We start from the raw sequence: 17,445 nt of genomic DNA on the forward strand, positions 1-17,445 counted from the left end.
GAGTGGTTTCCCCCTCTCTAACTAAAAGAGGGGGGAAGCGACACTTGTTCAGCTTTTAAGGCAGCGGAGGCAGCGCAGGTACCGGGACGGCGTCGCAATAGTCTCGCGAAAGCACTGCACGCCCGTTCATACTTGCCGTGCCTCGACCTAAAAACCCGCCAACAAGCGGTGAGCTACTGGTCGCCTGCACCGTCCCCGTAAGGCGCAGGGCCCTGAGCGTATCGAACGGCACTACGAAGGTGTAACCATTGACTTGGCCTGCCACTGTGATGGGTAGAGTCAAGGTCACCGATGCATCTTCCCTGACAACCCCTACGCGCGGCTGGAATGCTCGAACAACCAACGTCAATTGCTGACCTAACTGAAACCTCGGATCGGCGGGCACCAGGATCCGCCCCTCAAATGTGTCCCGGGCAGGTGCGACCGCTCGGGGCAGAACAACCAGCGAATCACATGTCCAAGTGCGGACCCCAAGCGTGGTCTGGAATCTCAGAAACTCAGGCGGCACCAGTGCAAGCGTCACAGCGTCTATGACATTGACAGTCGTATCGGGCGCGATACTTATGTTGTCTGTAGGCAGCGGCGTTGCCGATGAGGCTACGAAATAATGGACAATCTGAGGGCCGTTCCCGGTGGCAGCCACAACAGACCAAGGGATCGGGAAGGTGATCGTATCACCCGGCAGTTGAGTGGTAATCGCGAACGGAGGAGCGACCACAGTACCGTCACTCCATACAACATGAATGAACTGCCCGGCCTGCGGTGGATCGGCAACCGTCCAGAGCTCGATCGACACCGTGACGTCTTGATTGGCGTGTACCTCTCTCAGCTCATTGGGTACAAGTGAGCCCTGACCAAATATCTGCAGGGGTCTCAAATTGATGTTCGCAGTGCCGGGCTCTCCAGGATTAACCGCACCTGGAACACTCAGGTCTACGTCGACCGTCCTTGGGGGAGCGTCGAACGTCTGACCACCTCGCTCGACGCGATAGGTCACATCAACCGGCTGCGGCCCTCTTCGATTTCCGTACTCAGCCCTGATCAACGTGTTCAGGTTTCTGAATTCATGAGGAAATGCAGTCACCGGGACAAACGGAGTAGCAGGCTGTGCCCCCAAATCAATTGAATCCGGTCCGTGGTTGGCAGAGGCGTATAGGCTCTCACCTGGGCCAAGATGCCTGCCACATAATCAGAGATATTGAGCAGGTTATCGGTACCACCGTCTTCGGGTGCGGGTGCCAAAGGAATAACAATTGGCTCAAGTACTGGCGCCGGCAATAGCAGTACTGGGAAGACAACCGCCGCCGATGGGGCGCTTACGTTTCCCGCTCGGTCGGTAATGGTATAGAAAAAATTCAGACGCCCGCTGGTAGTGATAGCGCTTGCAGGCAGCACAAACGTATTGCCCGTTTGCGCCATAGGCCGTGGAGGGATAAGGGCGCCCACTTCGGATGCAGGCTGCGGAAACAGCTGTTCGCTGAAGTAATACTGAATTGTATCGCCCAGCGCCCATTGACCGCTCGGTGTAGGGTAAGCGTTGTCTGGAATGGTAAACGTCAAACCGCCGGCGCCGGCGCCGGTTAGAAAACCTGCGTCAATCTGCCCGCCAGGGATCGGAGGGCCGACGTAAACGGGAGCAAGTGGCGGCGAATCTACTCGACCATTGCTATAGGGTGGAATGATGTCGATCGTAAGCGGCGCGCCCGGTGAATCCTCACTGACGGACGAGGGCCTGTCTCCCGTTCCGTCGTTGCTGTTTACATACAACGCGAACCGCAGTTGATAACGACCATGTGCCCAGCCTTGCGTGTCACTTGCCGGAACCGGAACCGGGACATCCATAAACGTGCTGCCGTCAGTCGGCATAACAAACTGGAATGGACCTACCATCGTAGTCCAGGTTTCGGCCGCCAGGGAAAGGTCGCGTCGTTGAACCTCGATCCAGTCACCGTCAGCCGAGAATGGGCCGAGATCACACCTGAGTGTCAAATCTCCATTTGTCATCGCGGCTGGAATGAGGCCCGTCGCAGGATCCAGTGCCTCAATGATCACCGGTTCATCAAGGTTAGCGACAAGTATGCCTATACCACTTTTTGCTAATTTAGTGCCCATTGCATATTCTCCATCGTCATTGAATATGGATATCGAACAACCCCATACGGTCAGAGCGCATTCAGACTTCGCGCCCACTTATTGCTTTACTGCTCTTGCATAGGCTGGAGTACTGTTGAGCGGTAGTACTTCCATACTGATAGACTCTGTCTATATTCAGGACTCAGGCCCAAAACCATTCGGCCCGCAATAATTACCCGCGCCAGGGGACTTACGGTCAATTTGCACATAAGCGGTGGCCGACGTCCCCACCAGGATTCCATTTCGCAATACACTGTAACGGGCAGAGCCACCTGCATAATCTCTTAATGGCCTGATCAGCGACTCATAAGGCCTGATCCAGAAACTATGGCTCGTATCGGAAGTGCCCCAGATATAGTCAAATGTCTCGAGCGTTGTTGTAATCGGCGTACGATCCGGATAGTTCTTGTACCCCTGCCATGTCACTCTGACCACGTCTCCGGGTAATGGCAAACTAGGCGACGGGCTGACCAATACCTCAATACCCAACCACACAGGCGGTTGTGTATCGCAATTAAGGTACCGATTAGGGTGTTGTAATGACTGGGGGAACGTGGGCCGCGTGTAATTAATGGGCGGCGCCAGGCTGACGAATACTGTTTGGTCAGGCGATAACTGCTGGTTAACACCGTTATCCGTCCGATAGTTAACCAGTGTCGTGGCATTGCTGCCGCCGTCTTGAATTACTTGCCAATCAATCAGATTATCAAAGTCTTTAACGGTCCCACCGACATCACCCGATTTAACCCGATAGGTCGCAACCGGCGTTGTCCGAGAGGGCCAAAACAGTAGCGCTTGCTGGCCCACTACTGGGTTGTCGAACAAGGTGAAAGAAGCCCTCACCGGCTGGTTGGCATCACGGCTATCCAGACGATTGGGCGTCGTGGAGACCGCACCATGAATATTGACCGGAGCCAGTAAACGGTTCAGCAATGCCGGCGCTTGCGGATTTTCCTGACCCGCAATAGTCATGTCCACAACGATGCGTTTGATCGATGAAGGAACGCCAGGGCCGAGGGTGTCTGCAGCCCGAAAAATATAATACCTGACCGGCAGGTTGCTGATTCTGCGCAAGTTTGCACCGTTGGCGATCAATACACTCCAGGCCACCTCGACCGATAATGGCAATGCGTTGACCGGTACTTCAGCAAGCCTGATACCGTCCCACTCAACGATGCAGCGATCACCTGGCAACCCGTTGTCATATTGGCGCACCCTGACCGAAACAATACGCCGGGCGTCCTCGCGATTAACCAGTAAGTCAGACTCATACGCAGGCACTTCAGGGGGTGACAAATTGGCAGGCGGAGCGTTTAACACCAGAGCGGCACTGGCGATCGCCGAGTACTGCGGCGTTGGATTACCTGACCGGTCACGTAACTTGTAAAAAAAATAGAGCCTGGGTGCGCCCGCGAATCGACGGATCTCCGCCACCGGAATCTGCACAATCATAGGGCCGGTGACGCCTACAAATGTTTGCTCGTAAATGGCCGGCCGCACGGGCAATGATGGGCTGCTACTTAAATAGCACAACACCGTGTCCTGGGGCCTGCGATTAAGATAATCGCCGAGTACTTCCACACCAATCGTCGCGTTATTGTTTAAATCAGCCTCCGTAATGGGATCAATCAAAAACCTCGCAGGCCCAAGATCAAGCCCCCCGCCCGGAGGTGTTCTGTCGATTACAATCCTCGTAGCAAATGAACTCTCGTATACCGTACTGTTTGGATCAACATTGTTAATCCGATAAGAAATGTTAACGATTGCATTATTTTGAAAGTAGCCTTGTGGAATCACTACACGAATTGGAAAACTGCCGACCGTTAAAGGGCCTGGCAACTCTATGGGTTCAAGATCAAAGGGAACGCTCCCCTCCACGTGCCAAATAAAAGTAACGTAATCGCTCTCTCCGTCCGGCGCCAGAAATGGCCATGGGTCATTTAATAAAACTGGCAGGTCTTCAAACTGAAAACGTACCGGGATAAACCCCTCGGGTGCATCCGGCACTTCAGGTGCAGCCAATACGGGGTCGGATAACACTCCAACAGACGTTGTGGCAGCCAGGCCTGCGGCGTCGCTATCTTTATTCGTTTTATCCGCAGACGTAGTCATGCTGCTCTCCGAATATGAACAATGCGCCAATAAGAAGCGCCTTTTAATAAATGCTTGCGATTTGATTGAATACCCAACGCAACGCTGCGGATACTGTCAGAACTAACAGGTACCGCCACCATTCGTCGGACTACTCCACGCACTGCTTGCGGCCTTCGTTCGAAAATACGCTTGACGTACTTGAGTTCATGAGGTTTCCTGAAACCGGTTTCAGCACCTTCAAACTCCAATAAGAAAGGCCGTCACCGTGACTACTTTTTCCGCCGCCCAGCGCAGCCGCGTCACCATGCTCGATGTGGCCGAACATGCCGGTGTGTCCAAGGCCAGCGTGTCGCGTTTTATCGGTGATGACCGCGCTTTGCTCTCCGACGCCATTGCCCTGCGCATCGAGCAGGCCATCAATGAACTCGGCTACCGCCCCAACCAGATGGCCCGTGGCTTGAAACGTGGCCGCACCCGCTTGATCGGCATGCTGGTGGCCGATATCCGCAACCCCTATTCCATTGCCGTGATGCACGGTGTCGAAACCGCCTGCCGCCAACATGGCTACAGCCTGGTGGTGTGCAACACCGACCGCGACGACGAGCAAGAGCGCCAGCACCTGGCTGCGCTGCGCTCGTACAACATCGAAGGGCTGATCGTGAACACCCTCGGCCATCACCTCGACCAACTGCTGGAACTGCAGCGGGAAATGCCGCTGGTGCTGGTCGACCGCAAGGTGGAGCCGCTGCACAGCGATCTGGTCGGGCTGGACAACCCGGCGGCGGTACGCATCGCGGTGGAGCACCTGCAACAGCAGGGTTATCGCGACGTGCTGCTGGTGAGCGAAGCCACCGATGGCACCAGTTCACGCCTGGAACGCGTGCAGAGTTTCAAGGCCGAGATCGCCGCCCGCCCAGGGCTGGGCGGCGCGGTGCTGGAATTGGATAGCGAGCTGGGCACACACCTGCAAACCTTCCTCGCAAAACCCGGCCCCAAGGCACTGTTCTGTGCCAACGGCGTGGCCGCGCTGGCCTGTACCCAAGCGCTCAAGGCCCTGGGCTGCAAGCTGTTTGAGGAGGTTGGTCTGATCGCCCTGGATGACCTGGACTGGTACCCGCTGGTGGGCAACGGCATCACCGCCCTCGCCCAGCCCACCGATGCGATTGGCGCCAGTGCCTTCGACTGCTTGCTCAAGCGGCTGCGCGGCGATACCGCACCCACGCGCACGCTGGATTTCCTGCCACAACTGATTATCCGAGGCTCTACTCAATCTTGAGTGGGAGCTGGCTTGCCAGCGCCCACAGAGTTTTTTTGCGTTTAAAAATGAAACCGGTTTCAGAGGTAAACAACAATGCATAAATACCCCGTCTCCATCAGCCTTTCCAGCTACGGCGCCGACTTGGTTCGCCAGCAAGGCCAACTGAGTTTTGTTACGTTGCTGGCCGCCGCCGGAGCGCAGCGTATCGAGTGGCGTGAAGAACTGCTGACCACCGAACATCCCGCGCAAGTGGCGCAGGCCGCCGCCGAGCAGGGCCTGGAATCGGTGTTCTCATCGCCGCTGGAACTGTGGGTCGCCGGCCGTGCCCAGCCGAATGCCGACCTGCCCGCCACCCTGGACCGCGCCCAGGCATTCGGCGCGCGCTGGCTGAAAGTGTCCCTCGGCTACTTCACCGACACCAATGACTTGCACAGCCTGAACGCGCTGCTGCAACGCCACCCGGTCAGGTTGCTGGTGGAAAACGACCAGACCTTGCAGGGCGGGCGGATCGAGCCGATGCAACGGTTTTTCAACGAGGTGGAACGCCTGGAATTACCGATAAAGATGACCTTCGATATCGGCAACTGGCAATGGCAGGACCAATCCGCCCTGACCGCCGCCCGCCTGTTGGGCCGCCACGTCGACTACCTGCACTGCAAGGCCGTGGCGCGGCGCCCCGACGGCAAGCTGGTGGCGTTGCCGCCCGGCGCCGCTGACCTGCATCTGTGGGAACAACTGCTCAAGCATATGACTCAAGGTATTACCCGGGCCGTGGAATTCCCGCTGCAAGGCGATGACCTGATCGGCATCACCGCGCAACAGGTCGCCGCCCTCGCCCAGCTGGGCCAGCCCCGAGCGGAGAATGCACATGTCTGAGATCGATATCCTGTCGTTTGGTGAAACCATGGCGATGTTCGTGGCCGAGCAGACCGGCGACCTGGCCCAGGTGGCGCAGTTTCACAAGCGCATTGCCGGGGCCGACAGCAACGTCGCCATTGGCCTGTCGCGCCTGGGGTTCAACGTCGCCTGGCTGAGCCGGGTGGGCAATGATTCCCTCGGGCGCTTTGTGGTCGACACCCTGAAATCGGAGGGCCTGGATTGCCGCCACGTGACGGTCGACCCGCTGCACCCCACCGGTTTTCAGTTCAAGTCCCGCGAAGAAGCCGGCGCCGATCCCCAAGTGGAATACTTCCGCAAGGGCTCGGCCGCCAGCCATTTATCGATCGCCGCCATCAGCCCTGAGTTGTTGCAGGCGCGTCACCTGCACGCCACCGGCATTCCGCCGGCACTGTCTGCGGCCACACACGAGTTGTCGGTCGAGTTGATGACACACATGCGCAAGGCCGGGCGCAGTGTGTCGTTCGACCCCAACCTGCGCCCTTCGCTGTGGGCCAGCCAGGCGCAGATGATCCGCGCCATCAACGCCCTCGCCGCTCTGGCCGACTGGGTTTTGCCAGGCCTGGGCGAAGGCCGTTTGCTCACCGGTCTCGATGACCCGGCGGATATCGCCGCGTTCTACCTCGACCAGGGCGCCGAAGCCGTGGCGATCAAGTTGGGCGCCGACGGCGCCTACTTCCGTACCCAGATGGACCAAGGGTTTATCGCAGCCGTGCCGGTGGACAAGGTGATCGACACCGTCGGCGCCGGTGATGGTTTTGCCGTCGGCATGATCAGCGCCCTGCTGGACAACCTGAGCTTCCCCGAGGCGGTCCAGCGCGGCAACTGGGTCGGCAGCCGCGCCGTGCAAAGTCGCGGCGATATGGAGGGCTTGCCCACGCGTGCCGAGTTACCCGCCCGATCCGTTGCATGACCCACACCCTGTTGCCACAACTACAACAAGCTCAGGAGCAACCCCATGGAAACCGTGAAACTCGCCACCCGCCGTTGGTGGTACATCATGCCTATCGTCTTTATCACCTACAGCCTGGCGTATCTGGACCGCGCCAACTATGGCTTCGCCGCAGCCTCCGGGATGGCCGAAGACCTGATGATCACCCCCGGCATGTCGTCGTTGCTCGGCGCGCTGTTTTTCCTCGGCTACTTTTTCTTCCAGGTGCCGGGGGCGATTTACGCGCAAAAACGCAGCGTTAAAAAACTGATTTTCGTCAGCCTGATCCTCTGGGGCGGGCTGGCTACCCTGACCGGGGTGGTGTCCAACGCCTACATGCTGATCGTGATTCGCTTCATGCTCGGCGTGGTCGAGGCCGCAGTGATGCCGGCGATGCTGGTGTACCTGTGCCACTGGTTTACCCGTGCCGAACGCTCGCGTGCCAATACCTTCCTGATCCTCGGCAACCCGGTAACCATGCTGTGGATGTCGGTGGTGTCGGGTTACCTGGTGCAGCATTTCAGCTGGCGCTGGATGTTTATCATCGAAGGCCTGCCGGCGGTGCTGTGGGCGTTTATCTGGTGGAAGCTGGCCGATGAAAAACCGGCCGACGCCAAGTGGCTCAGCGAGCAGCATAAAAAGACCTGGAAAGCGCATTGGCCGCCGAACAGGTCGGGATCAAGGCGGTAAAAAATTACGCCGAAGCGTTCCGCTCGCCCAAGGTGATCATCCTCGCGCTGCAGTTCTTCTGCTGGAGCATAGGCGTGTACGGCTTTGTCTTGTGGCTGCCGTCGATCCTGAAACAGGGCTTGCAGATGGACATGGTGGAAGCCGGCTGGCTGTCGGCCCTGCCCTACCTGGCGGCCGTGATCGGCATGCTGGTGGTGTCGTGGGGCTCGGACAAGCTGCAAAAACGTAAACGTTTTGTGTGGCCGCCGCTGCTGATTGCCTCCATCGCGTTCTACGCGTCCTACGTACTGGGCGCGGAGCACTTCTGGTGGTCCTACACCCTGCTGGTGATTGCCGGCGCCTGCATGTATGCGCCCTACGGCCCGTTTTTCGCGATTGTCCCCGAAATCCTGCCGGCGAATGTCGCCGGTGGCGCCATGGCGCTGATCAACAGCATGGGCGCCCTCGGCTCGTTCGGCGGCTCGTACCTGGTGGGTTACCTCAATAGCAGCACCGGCTCGCCCGGCGCCTCGTACCTGCTGATGAGCGGCGCGTTGATGCTCTCGGTGGTGCTGACGATTTTCCTCAAGCCCGGCGCCAGTGACCGTGAACGTGCGCCGCTGCCTACCCTTGAATTGAAGGCCAACACTCAATGAAAAAGTCTGTGGTTTTATACAAGAAACTCTCCGCGCCGCTAATGGCCCGCTTGCATGAACACGCCGAGGTCACGCTGATCGAAGCGCTGGACGACACCGGCCTGGCCAAACTGCGCGACGCCTTGCCCACCGCGCATGGCCTGCTCGGTGCGAGCCTGCGCCTGGATGCCCAACTGCTGGACCTGGCGCCGCAACTGCAAGCGGTGGCCAGCGTGTCGGTGGGTGTCGACAACTACGATATCGACTACCTGACCCAGCGCGGCATCCTGCTCAGCAACACCCCCGACGTGCTCACCGAAACCACCGCCGACACCGGCTTTGCGCTGATCCTGGCCACTGCCCGCCGTGTGGTTGAACTGGCAGACATGGTGCGCGCCGGCCAATGGAACAAGAACATCGGCCCGGCGCATTTCGGCAGCGACGTGCACGGTAAAACCCTGGGCATTATCGGCATGGGCCGCATCGGCGAAGCACTGGCCCAGCGCGGGCATTTCGGCTTCGGCATGCCGGTGATCTACCACAGCCATTCGCCCAAGCCATTGGTCGAGAAACGTTTCGGCGCGCAGTACCGCAGCCTCGACGATTTGCTGCAACAGGCCGACTTTGTCTGCCTGACGCTGCCATTGACCGCCGAAACCGAAAAACTGATCGGCGCTGAGCAGTTCGCACGCATGGGCCCGGAGACGATCTTTATCAATATCTCGCGAGGCAAGGTGGTGGACGAAGCGGCGCTGGTGCAAGCATTGCAACAACGTACGATTCGGGCGGCGGGGCTGGATGTGTTCGAGAAAGAACCGCTGGATCACCACTCGCCGCTGCTGCGCCTGAACAACGTGGTGGCCACCCCGCACATCGGCTCGGCCACCCATGAAACACGGGAGGCGATGGCCACGTGTGCGGTGGATAATCTGCTGCAGGCGCTGGCCGGGGAACAACCAAAAAATCTGGTGAACCCAGCCGCCTGGACTCAACACTGAACACCTGTGGGAGCTGGCTTGCCTGCGATAGCAGTGGGTCAGTCAATGATGCACCGACTGACAGAGTGCCATCGCAGGCAAGCCAGCTCCCACAGTAGACCCGCGACGCTCGCTAGAAAACGAACCTGGCCACCATCCCGTTCAAATCCACCGCCAACCGCGACAGCTCGTGGCTGGCCGCGCTGGTCTGGTTGGCACCCGCCGCCGACTGGGTGGCCAGGTCGCGGATGTTCACCAGGTTGCGGTCCACTTCGCGGGAGACCTGGGCCTGTTCTTCCGAGGCGCTGGCGATCACCAGGTTGCGTTCGTTGATCAGGCTGATGGACTGGGTGATCTGCTCCAGGGCCACACCGGCGGCGCGGGCCATTTCCAGGGTGTTCTGGGTGCGCTGGTTGCTCTGCTGCATCGACTGCACCGCTTCACCGGTGCCGTTCTGGATGCCGGCGACCATTTTTTCGATTTCCTGGGTCGACTGTGCGGTGCGATGGGCCAGGGCCCGGACCTCATCCGCCACCACCGCAAACCCACGCCCGGCTTCACCGGCACGCGCAGCTTCAATGGCGGCGTTCAGCGCCAGCAGGTTGGTCTGCTCGGCAATCGCCCGGATCACATCGAGGACCTTGCCGATGTCGCGACCTTGAGTGGCCAGGCCCTCGATCATCGCGGCAGTGTTTTGCACATCCTGGGTCATGGTCTGGATCGCGTCGACGGTCTGCACCACCCGGTCACGACCTTCGCGTGCCGCCTGGTTGGACTGGCCCGACGCCTCGGAGGTGGACACGGCATTGCGCGCCACTTCTTCCACGGCCGCCGTCATTTCATTGACCGCCGTGGCGGCCTGGTCGATTTCATTGTTCTGCTGTTGCAGGCCACGCGACGCCTCTTCGGTGACGGCACTCAACTCTTGCGCGGCCGACGCCAATTGCGTGGCGGAGCCGGCGATGTGCTGGATGGTCTGGCGCAGGTTGATCTGCATCGCCGCCAAGGCACCGAGCAAGCGCGCCGGTTCATCCTTGCCATCGTCCTCGATGACGGTGGTGAGGTTGCCGCCGGCAATGGTTTCGGCCACTTCCAGCGCCTTGCGCAATGGCGTGACGATACTGCGGGTGAGCAACCAGGCCAGCAGTACGGTAAGCAATGCGGCGGCGACCGCGACGGCGATCACACCGGAGATAGCGCCGTCATAGCTCTGCCCCGCGTTTTCGTTGGCTTGCTTGGCGTCGGTGACGTTGATCGCGATCAGCTTGTTCAACTGCTCGCCCATCTGGTCAGTACCGTCCTTGATCCGGGTATTGATCAGGGTGCGCATTTCATCGACTTTGTTTTGCCTGGACAGGGCCAGCATCTCGGCCTGAGCCTTCAAGTAGCTGTCCAGGGTGGCGACAAACGTCTTGTACAGAGCCGCCTCCTCCGTACCGGCAGGCAGTGCGGTGTAGCCGGCCTGGGCGGCTTTTACCTTGTCGGCCAACACGCCGATACGGGTTTCGGCTTCTTGCAGGCTGGCGGGCTCGCGGTTTACCAGGACGCGGAATGACAGGATGCGCAAGCGCAGCACGTTTTCTGTGATATTGCCCAGGTAGGTGACGCTGGGCACCAGGTTCAGGCTCATCTCCACCGACGACTGGCGAATCTGCGTCATGCGGTTGACCGCAAACACCCCCAATAAAATAACCAACAGCGCGATGAAGGCAAAACCGAGAAACGCTCGAGGGGCAATATTCAGATGACGGAGGGACATAGGGAATGCTCTCAGATGGAGTGTTTGCAAGCGTCCCTGCCGCGAAACGATCTGTCAGCGTCAACGCGCTGCTCAGACCTTGGTCACCACTGTTGTAGTTGGAATGTGGGCCTATTCACGGTATCGGCAGGGCCCGGGGTTTTGCGCAGGGTTTTATAAATAATTTTTTACACTTCTGACGATCGGCGGTTTCTGGCATCCTGCGCCTCCATTTTCTGACCCGAGCCCCTATTTTGTCTGACGCTCAAGCCCCCCCGCCCGCGCTATAAATCCGACCTGATCTACGGCCTGGAAGACCGACCGCACTTCACCGCCGCGATTTTTGCGGCGCTGCAGCATGTGCTGGCCAGTTTCGTCGGGATCATCACCCCGACGCTGATCGTCGGCGGCGTGCTGGGCCTGGAAAGCGAAGTGCCATACCTGGTGAGCATGGCGTTGTTTGTATCCGGGCTAGGCACCTTCGTGCAGGCGCGCACATTCGGCCCGATTGGCTCGGGGCTGTTGTGCCTGCAAGGCACCAGTTTCTCGTTTATCAGCGTGATTCTCAGCGCGGGGTTTATGGTCAAGGCCCGGGGCGGCGGTACCGATGAAATCCTCTCGACGATTTTTGGCATCTGCTTTTTCGCGGCCTTTATCGAGGTGGTGCTCAGCCAGTTCATCGGCAAGTTGCGCAAGCTGATCACCCCCGTGGTGACCGGCACCATCATCACCCTGATGGGCCTGTCGCTGATCAAGGTGGCCGTCACCGACATGGCCGGCGGCTTTGGCGCCAGCGACTTGGGCGCGGCGAGCAATATGGGGCTGGCGGCACTGGTGCTGCTGACCATTGTGGTGCTCAACCGCTTCAATAATCCGTTCCTGCGCCTGGGGTCGATTGTGATCGGCCTGACCCTGGGTTTTGTGGTGGCGTGGTGGATGGGCCGCGTCGATATGGCGGCGTTGCCGCAAGTGCCGTTAATCAGCGTGCCGGTGCCGTTCAAGTACGGTTTCTCGTTCGACTGGGTGGCGTTTATCCCCGTGGCGGTGATCTTCCTGATTTCGCCCCTGGAAGCCGCCGGCGACCTGACCGCCAACTCGATGATTTCCCAACAGCCGGTCAAGGGCCCGTTGTACATCAAGCGCATCAAGTCGGGGCTGTTGGCCGATGGCCTCAACTCAGCGATGGCCGCCACCTTCAACAGCCTGCCGATGGTGACCTTCGCCCAGAACAACGGCGTGATCCAGTTGACCGGCGTGGCCAGCCGTTACGTGGCGTACTTTATCGCCGGCCTGCTGGTGCTGCTGGGGCTGTTCCCGATGATTGGCGCGGTGTTGCAGCTGATGCCCAAACCGGTGCTCGGCGGCGCGACGCTGATCATGTTCGGCACCGTGGCCGTGGCCGGGATCAAGATCCTCGCCGAAGCCGGGCTGCATCGACGCAATGTGCTGATCGTGGCAATTTCCCTAGGCATGGGACTGGGCGTCGCCGCCGTTCCGGAGGTGCTGCGCGAGCTGCCGAAAGCGCTGCACAACATCTTCGAATCGCCGATCACCGTGGGCGCGTTCTGTGCAATCCTGCTGAACATTTTCCTGCCGGAAGAGTTCATAGAGCTGCAAGAAGATGAATTTGATCCAGAGTCCTCTACCCTCAAGGTCATGCAGGACCCGGACGTCACGAAATAGGAGCACCACCCGTATGCGCAAGCTCATGGTTCTATCGTTACTGCTGCTGACCTTGAGCGCCTGCGCCCTGTTTCCCAATCGCGACCCGGTGAATATCAACGTGGTCGGCATCGAACCGCTGCAAAGCCAGGAGCTGGAAGTGCGCTTTGCCGTGAAGCTGCGGGTGCAGAACCCCAACGAAACGGCGATCGACTACAACGGCGTGGCCCTGGATCTTGAGGTCAATGGCCGGCCGTTGGCATCGGGGGTCAGCGATCAAAGAGGAAGCATCCCACGCTTTTCCGAGACGGTGCTGATGGTGCCGGTCAGTGTTTCGGCGTTTTCCGTGCTGCGCCAGACCCTGGGCCTGAGCCAGACCCAGAGCTTGAACAACCTGCCCTACGTATTGCGCGGCAAACTGGCGGGCGGGCTGTTTGGCACGATGCGGTTTGTGGAGCGTGGCACGCTGGATTTGCCGAATACCGCGACTTGGTAACCTGTGCAGTGTACCTGTGGCTGTTTGGTTAAAAGAAGGGACTGCTGCGCAGTCCAACGCGGGCAAGCCCGCACGCCACATTGAATCTTTGTTTTGGTTTTTTAAGCCCGTTTAGTCGGTGATATAGCGCACGCCTGGCTTGGCGCGCTCGTCCACTGTCAGTTCGAAAATATCCGGCCGGGCGTAGTGCCCTACCACGTCATAGTCATAGCGGGCGCGCACCAGGTCATCAGTGTTGATCTGCGCGGTCAGCAGGCCGGATTCACCCAGCAGCGGCCCGGCGAGGATGTCACCCATGGGGCCGACGATCACACTGCCGCCGGCGATCAATGGGCGCTGTGAAGGCCAGTTTGCCACCTCAATGCCCAGCGCCTCGGGCGACGCCTGCACCTGGCAGGCGCTGACCACAAAGCACCGCCCCTCATGGGCTACGTGGCGCATGCTCACCTGCCACATCTCGCGCTCGTCCACCGTCGGCGCGCACCAGACCTCGACGCCCTTGGCGTACATCGCCGTGCGCAGCAGCGGCATCATGTTTTCCCAGCACACCGCGCCACCGATGCGCCCTACTGCCGCGTCGATCACCGGCAAGGTGGAGCCGTCGCCCTTGCCCCAGATCAGCCGTTCGGTGCCGGTAGGCATCAGTTTGCGGTGCTTGGCGACCAGGCCGCCGGTTGGCTCGAAATACAGCACGGTGCAATACAAGGTGCTGCCACTGCGCTCGATCACGCCCAAGACCAGACTGGCACCGGTGCGCGCCGACAGACCGGCGAGCGCTTCGGTTTCGGTGCCGGGCACGTCGATGGCGTTGGCAAAATACCGGGCAAAGGCTTCGCGACCTTCGGGCAGGCGATAGCCCAATTGGGTGCCAAAGCTTTCGCCTTTGGGGTAGCCACCCAGCAATGCCTCAGGCATGACCACCAGTTGCGCGCCGCTGCGCAGTATCGGGTCCTCGTAGGCGAGGATTTGCGCCAGGGTCTCGGCCTTGCCGCCAGGCAGGGAACCGATCTGCAGAGCCGCCACAGTAGAAACAGGCATCACGATCACTCCAAATAAGGGGGGTTGCCCATTCTCGCGCCAGCCTCGATCATGAATAAAGCCCACCTCAGTGCTGAATGATATGAGCCAGATAAATATCGCCCAGGTTGATCTGAACCTGCTGAAAACCTTCGAAGCCCTGCACGATGAGTCCAGCGCCAGCCGCGCCGCCTTGCGTCTGGGCGTGACGCAATCGGCTATCAGTGCCGGCCTGCGGCGTTTGCGCGAGGTGTATGGCGACCAATTGTTCGTGCGCACCGGTCGCGGCCTGGCGCCGACGCTGCGCGCCAATCAATTGAAGCCGGTGATCAGTGACGCGCTGGACCGTTGCCGGCAGAGCCTGGCGATGGTCAACCCGGATAACCCGAACTATCAGGGCCGGTCGGTGGTGGTGGGCCTGTCCGATGACTTCGAGATTGCCTATGGCCGCCGCCTGATGCAGGCTATCGCGCAGCGTTTGCCGAAACTGCGGGTGATCTTCCGCCAGACCCACAGCCAGATCGTCGCCAGCGCTCTGCTCGACCGCACCCTGGACCTGGCGATTACCGCAGGCGGTTTCGCCCAAGGCCGGTTGAGTCGACAAGTGTTGGGGGAAGGTGATTACCGCTGCCTGGTGGATTCGGACCAGGCAAGCATCAGCCTGGACGAGTTCGTCAGGCGCGAGCATGTACTGGTGTCGTCAGGCGGGTTTATCGGGATCACCGACGAGGGGTTGGCGGCACAGGGGTTGAGCCGCCAGGTGTGCGCGTCGACCAGCCACTTCGCCGCGCTGCCGTTCTTGCTCAAGGGCAGCGCGGCAGTGGCGACCATCCCCGGGCATGCCGCGCTGGCCATTGCCGAGATGACCGGCTTGCGCGTGCTCGCGTGCCCGCTGGATCTGCCGCGTTACCCGGTAGAGCTGGGCTGGCGCACCCAGGCGCAGCTGGATCCGCTGCTGTTGAAAGTACGCGAGGCGATTGTCGAAAGTTTTACTTCGCCGCCGCCATCAGCTTGTTGACTTCACTGCGCACCATGTTGGAAAACTCCGGCGGCGACATGCCGTCGAGTTCCGCACGCACCCATTCGGCCCACTTGCCCTTGCGCTTGGCGCGCTCGCCGAACAACCGGGCCGCTTCGCCCTTGGCCTTGCCCAGGTTGGTTTGCCACAGGTCATAGAGACGCGACTTTTCATCTTCCAGCTCGGCGCGTTCGGCGAGGGTCTTGTTGGCCAGATTGAAGCTCATGTTGAATTACCTGCTGCACAAATAGACGACATCTTACACTGTAGGTCGGAATTTCCTGATTCGGATTTTGCCTGGAGCCGCTTGCCGGCAAAAAAACTGCAACTTTTGCCGCAGCCCGACACTCCATTGTTCACTGTCACATTCACCTGCAAGGAGTCACACCCATGGCCCGCAAATCTGCCGCCCAAGCCGTCGAAGATCAAATCAAGGATCAAGCGTTCAGTGAACTGACGGCACTGATCGAAGAGTCGGAAAAATTGCTCAAAAGCAGCGCCTCCTGGTAGGCGAAGAAGGCGAAACCCTGCGCGAACAGGTCGCCATCAAACTCAAGCAAGCGCTGGACTCGGTGTCCAACGTGCGTGAACGCAGCAAGCCGGTGGTGGATGCCACTGAAACCTACATCGGTGGCCACCCATGGCAGACCGTGGCGATTTCTGCAGGTTTCGGCCTGGTGGTTGGCCTGTTGCTCGGTCGCCGCAACTGATAGGCCCGAGGGCTGCGCCGCTGGCGCAGCCGCTCCTACGCTCCCGCCAGTTCTTGCAACTGCCGAAGTTCCTGCACCTGAATCTCAATGCCTGCTTCCTGCGACTTCGCCCGCGTGCGATGACGCCGATCCCCTGGTAAGCGCCGCAACCCCGCCGCATGCATCTGCCGCACCAGTTCCTGGCTGCGCTCGGCGAAGCTTTGGCCGGCGGTTTTGCTCGGGTCGATCACAATCAGCAACTGCCCGGTCCAGGGTGTACGGGCGCCGGGGTGGTCAGCCCAATTGAACTCGAAGGAAAAGTTACCACCCGTCAGCGCCGCCGCCAGCAGTTCGACCATCATCGACAAGGCAGACCCCTTGTGCCCGCCAAACGGCAGCAGCGCACCGCCTTCCAGCACAGCCTTGGGGTCCTGGGTGGGCTGGCCCAGGCTGTCCACACCCATGCCTGGCGGCAGCCGCTCGCCCTTGCGGGCGGCAATCTGCACATCGCCATGGGCAATGGCGCTGGTGGCCAGGTCGAAGACGATGGGCAAGCCGTCGGCACGCGGCGCGGCGAAAGCAATGGGGTTGGTGCCGAACAACGGGCGGTCGGCGCCGTGGGGCACCACGCAGGTCATGCTGTTGACCACGCTCAGCGCCACCAGCCCTTCCTCGGCGAAGGGTTCGACGTCCGGCCACAGGGCCGCAAAATGATGTGAATTATGAATCGCCAGCAGCGCAATCCCGGCACTGCGCGCCTTGTCCACCAGCAACGCGCGGGCGGCGGCCAAGGCCGGCTGGGCAAAACCGTTGCCGGCGTCTACGCGCACAAATCCGGACGCCACATCGGTGACCACGGGCACGGCTTTGCCGTTGACCCAGCCGCTGGCCAGGGTGCTGAGGTAACCGGGGATGCGGAAGACCCCATGGCTATGCGCGCCATCACGTTCGGCGCTGGCGCAATTGTGCGCCAGGATCGCAGCCACCTCAGGCGAGGTGCCATGCTTGACCAACACCGTGTGCAACAACCCCACCAGCTCATTGAAGCCGATGTGCGCTGTCGCGTTGTCAACGATCGGGGACTGGGCAGACATCTGTAGCTCCGATTTTATAATTGGAAGAGACAACAAGAATCCAGACCGCCGATTAAACAACGCCCCCCGTGCCTGCTGTCAACGGGCGCTTGAGGTTATCGGTGGTTTTTTACAGGCCAGCTATCTACCGCCATCGA

Annotated in this window: 14 protein-coding genes and 2 pseudogenes; 9 read left to right on the plus strand and 7 right to left on the minus strand. The window is 60.1% G+C overall.

Annotated elements, in window-relative coordinates; genetic code table 11:
* Positions 1 to 55: 55 nt before the first annotated feature.
* From LRS56_13075 to LRS56_13085, 3 genes are all read right to left on the minus strand, one after another.
* Positions 56 to 997, minus strand: coding sequence for a hypothetical protein (locus LRS56_13075; GenBank protein WDU65294.1), 942 nt, complete (start codon positions 995 to 997; stop codon positions 56 to 58).
* Between the two features lie 83 nt (positions 998 to 1,080).
* The gene (locus LRS56_13080) at positions 1,081 to 2,112 is read right to left on the minus strand and encodes a hypothetical protein (GenBank protein ID WDU65295.1); all 1,032 of its coding nucleotides are present in this window, start codon (positions 2,110 to 2,112) and stop codon (positions 1,081 to 1,083) included.
* Positions 2,113 to 2,268: 156 nt separating this feature from the next.
* A complete protein-coding gene (locus tag LRS56_13085; protein WDU65296.1) occupies positions 2,269 to 4,245 on the minus strand; it encodes a hypothetical protein in 1,977 nt (658 codons plus the stop codon).
* 286 nt (positions 4,246 to 4,531) lie between these two features.
* Here LRS56_13085 and LRS56_13090 point away from each other — a divergent pair, with 286 nt between their 5' ends.
* From LRS56_13090 to LRS56_13110, 5 genes and pseudogenes are all read left to right on the plus strand, one after another.
* Positions 4,532 to 5,503: a LacI family DNA-binding transcriptional regulator gene (locus LRS56_13090; protein WDU65738.1), complete on the plus strand. Its 972-nt coding sequence runs from the start codon at positions 4,532 to 4,534 to the stop codon at positions 5,501 to 5,503.
* Between the two features lie 75 nt (positions 5,504 to 5,578).
* Positions 5,579 to 6,361 carry an AP endonuclease gene (locus LRS56_13095; GenBank protein WDU65297.1) on the plus strand — a complete coding sequence of 261 codons (783 nt, stop codon included), beginning with the start codon at positions 5,579 to 5,581 and terminating at the stop codon, positions 6,359 to 6,361.
* A complete protein-coding gene (locus LRS56_13100) occupies positions 6,354 to 7,295 on the plus strand; it encodes a sugar kinase (protein WDU65298.1) in 942 nt (313 codons plus the stop codon). The genes LRS56_13095 and LRS56_13100 overlap by 8 nt, the downstream gene beginning before the upstream one ends.
* A gap of 45 nt (positions 7,296 to 7,340) precedes the next feature.
* Positions 7,341 to 8,638 (plus strand): annotated as a pseudogene (locus tag LRS56_13105) (MFS transporter).
* Entirely contained in the window at positions 8,635 to 9,615 is a 981-nt protein-coding gene (locus LRS56_13110; protein ID WDU65299.1) for a D-glycerate dehydrogenase, read from the plus strand. Before LRS56_13105 ends, LRS56_13110 begins: the two are co-directional and overlap by 4 nt.
* A 112-nt stretch (positions 9,616 to 9,727) precedes the next feature.
* Here LRS56_13110 and LRS56_13115 read toward each other — a convergent pair whose 3' ends face one another.
* The gene (locus LRS56_13115; protein WDU65300.1) at positions 9,728 to 11,353 is read right to left on the minus strand and encodes a methyl-accepting chemotaxis protein; all 1,626 of its coding nucleotides are present in this window, start codon (positions 11,351 to 11,353) and stop codon (positions 9,728 to 9,730) included.
* Between the two features lie 237 nt (positions 11,354 to 11,590).
* On the opposite strand from LRS56_13115, the gene LRS56_13120 reads away from it, so the two are divergent.
* Positions 11,591 to 13,015: a nucleobase:cation symporter-2 family protein gene (locus tag LRS56_13120; protein WDU65739.1), complete on the plus strand. Its 1,425-nt coding sequence runs from the start codon at positions 11,591 to 11,593 to the stop codon at positions 13,013 to 13,015.
* Between the two features lie 13 nt (positions 13,016 to 13,028).
* Positions 13,029 to 13,490 (plus strand): LEA type 2 family protein, encoded by a 462-nt coding sequence (locus tag LRS56_13125; GenBank protein WDU65301.1) that lies wholly within the window; start codon positions 13,029 to 13,031, stop codon positions 13,488 to 13,490.
* A 111-nt stretch (positions 13,491 to 13,601) separates the two neighbouring features.
* Here LRS56_13125 and LRS56_13130 read toward each other — a convergent pair whose 3' ends face one another.
* Positions 13,602 to 14,528, minus strand: coding sequence for a carbon-nitrogen hydrolase family protein (locus tag LRS56_13130; protein ID WDU65302.1), 927 nt, complete (start codon positions 14,526 to 14,528; stop codon positions 13,602 to 13,604).
* 82 nt (positions 14,529 to 14,610) lie between these two features.
* On the opposite strand from LRS56_13130, the gene LRS56_13135 reads away from it, so the two are divergent.
* Positions 14,611 to 15,525, plus strand: coding sequence for a LysR substrate-binding domain-containing protein (locus LRS56_13135; protein WDU65303.1), 915 nt, complete (start codon positions 14,611 to 14,613; stop codon positions 15,523 to 15,525).
* Here the strand turns inward: LRS56_13135 and LRS56_13140 are convergent.
* Positions 15,497 to 15,751: a hypothetical protein gene (locus LRS56_13140; GenBank protein WDU65304.1), complete on the minus strand. Its 255-nt coding sequence runs from the start codon at positions 15,749 to 15,751 to the stop codon at positions 15,497 to 15,499. The genes LRS56_13135 and LRS56_13140 overlap by 29 nt on opposite strands.
* Positions 15,752 to 15,915: 164 nt before the next feature.
* Here LRS56_13140 and LRS56_13145 point away from each other — a divergent pair.
* Positions 15,916 to 16,235, plus strand: a pseudogene (locus tag LRS56_13145) (DUF883 family protein).
* Positions 16,236 to 16,270: 35 nt separating this feature from the next.
* On the opposite strand, the gene LRS56_13150 reads toward LRS56_13145, so the two are convergent.
* Positions 16,271 to 17,308 (minus strand): Ldh family oxidoreductase, encoded by a 1,038-nt coding sequence (locus LRS56_13150; protein ID WDU65305.1) that lies wholly within the window; start codon positions 17,306 to 17,308, stop codon positions 16,271 to 16,273.
* Positions 17,309 to 17,445 lie beyond the last annotated feature (137 nt).

It is taken from the genome of Pseudomonas poae (assembly GCA_028869255.1).
GTDB lineage: Bacteria > Pseudomonadota > Gammaproteobacteria > Pseudomonadales > Pseudomonadaceae > Aquipseudomonas > Aquipseudomonas poae_C.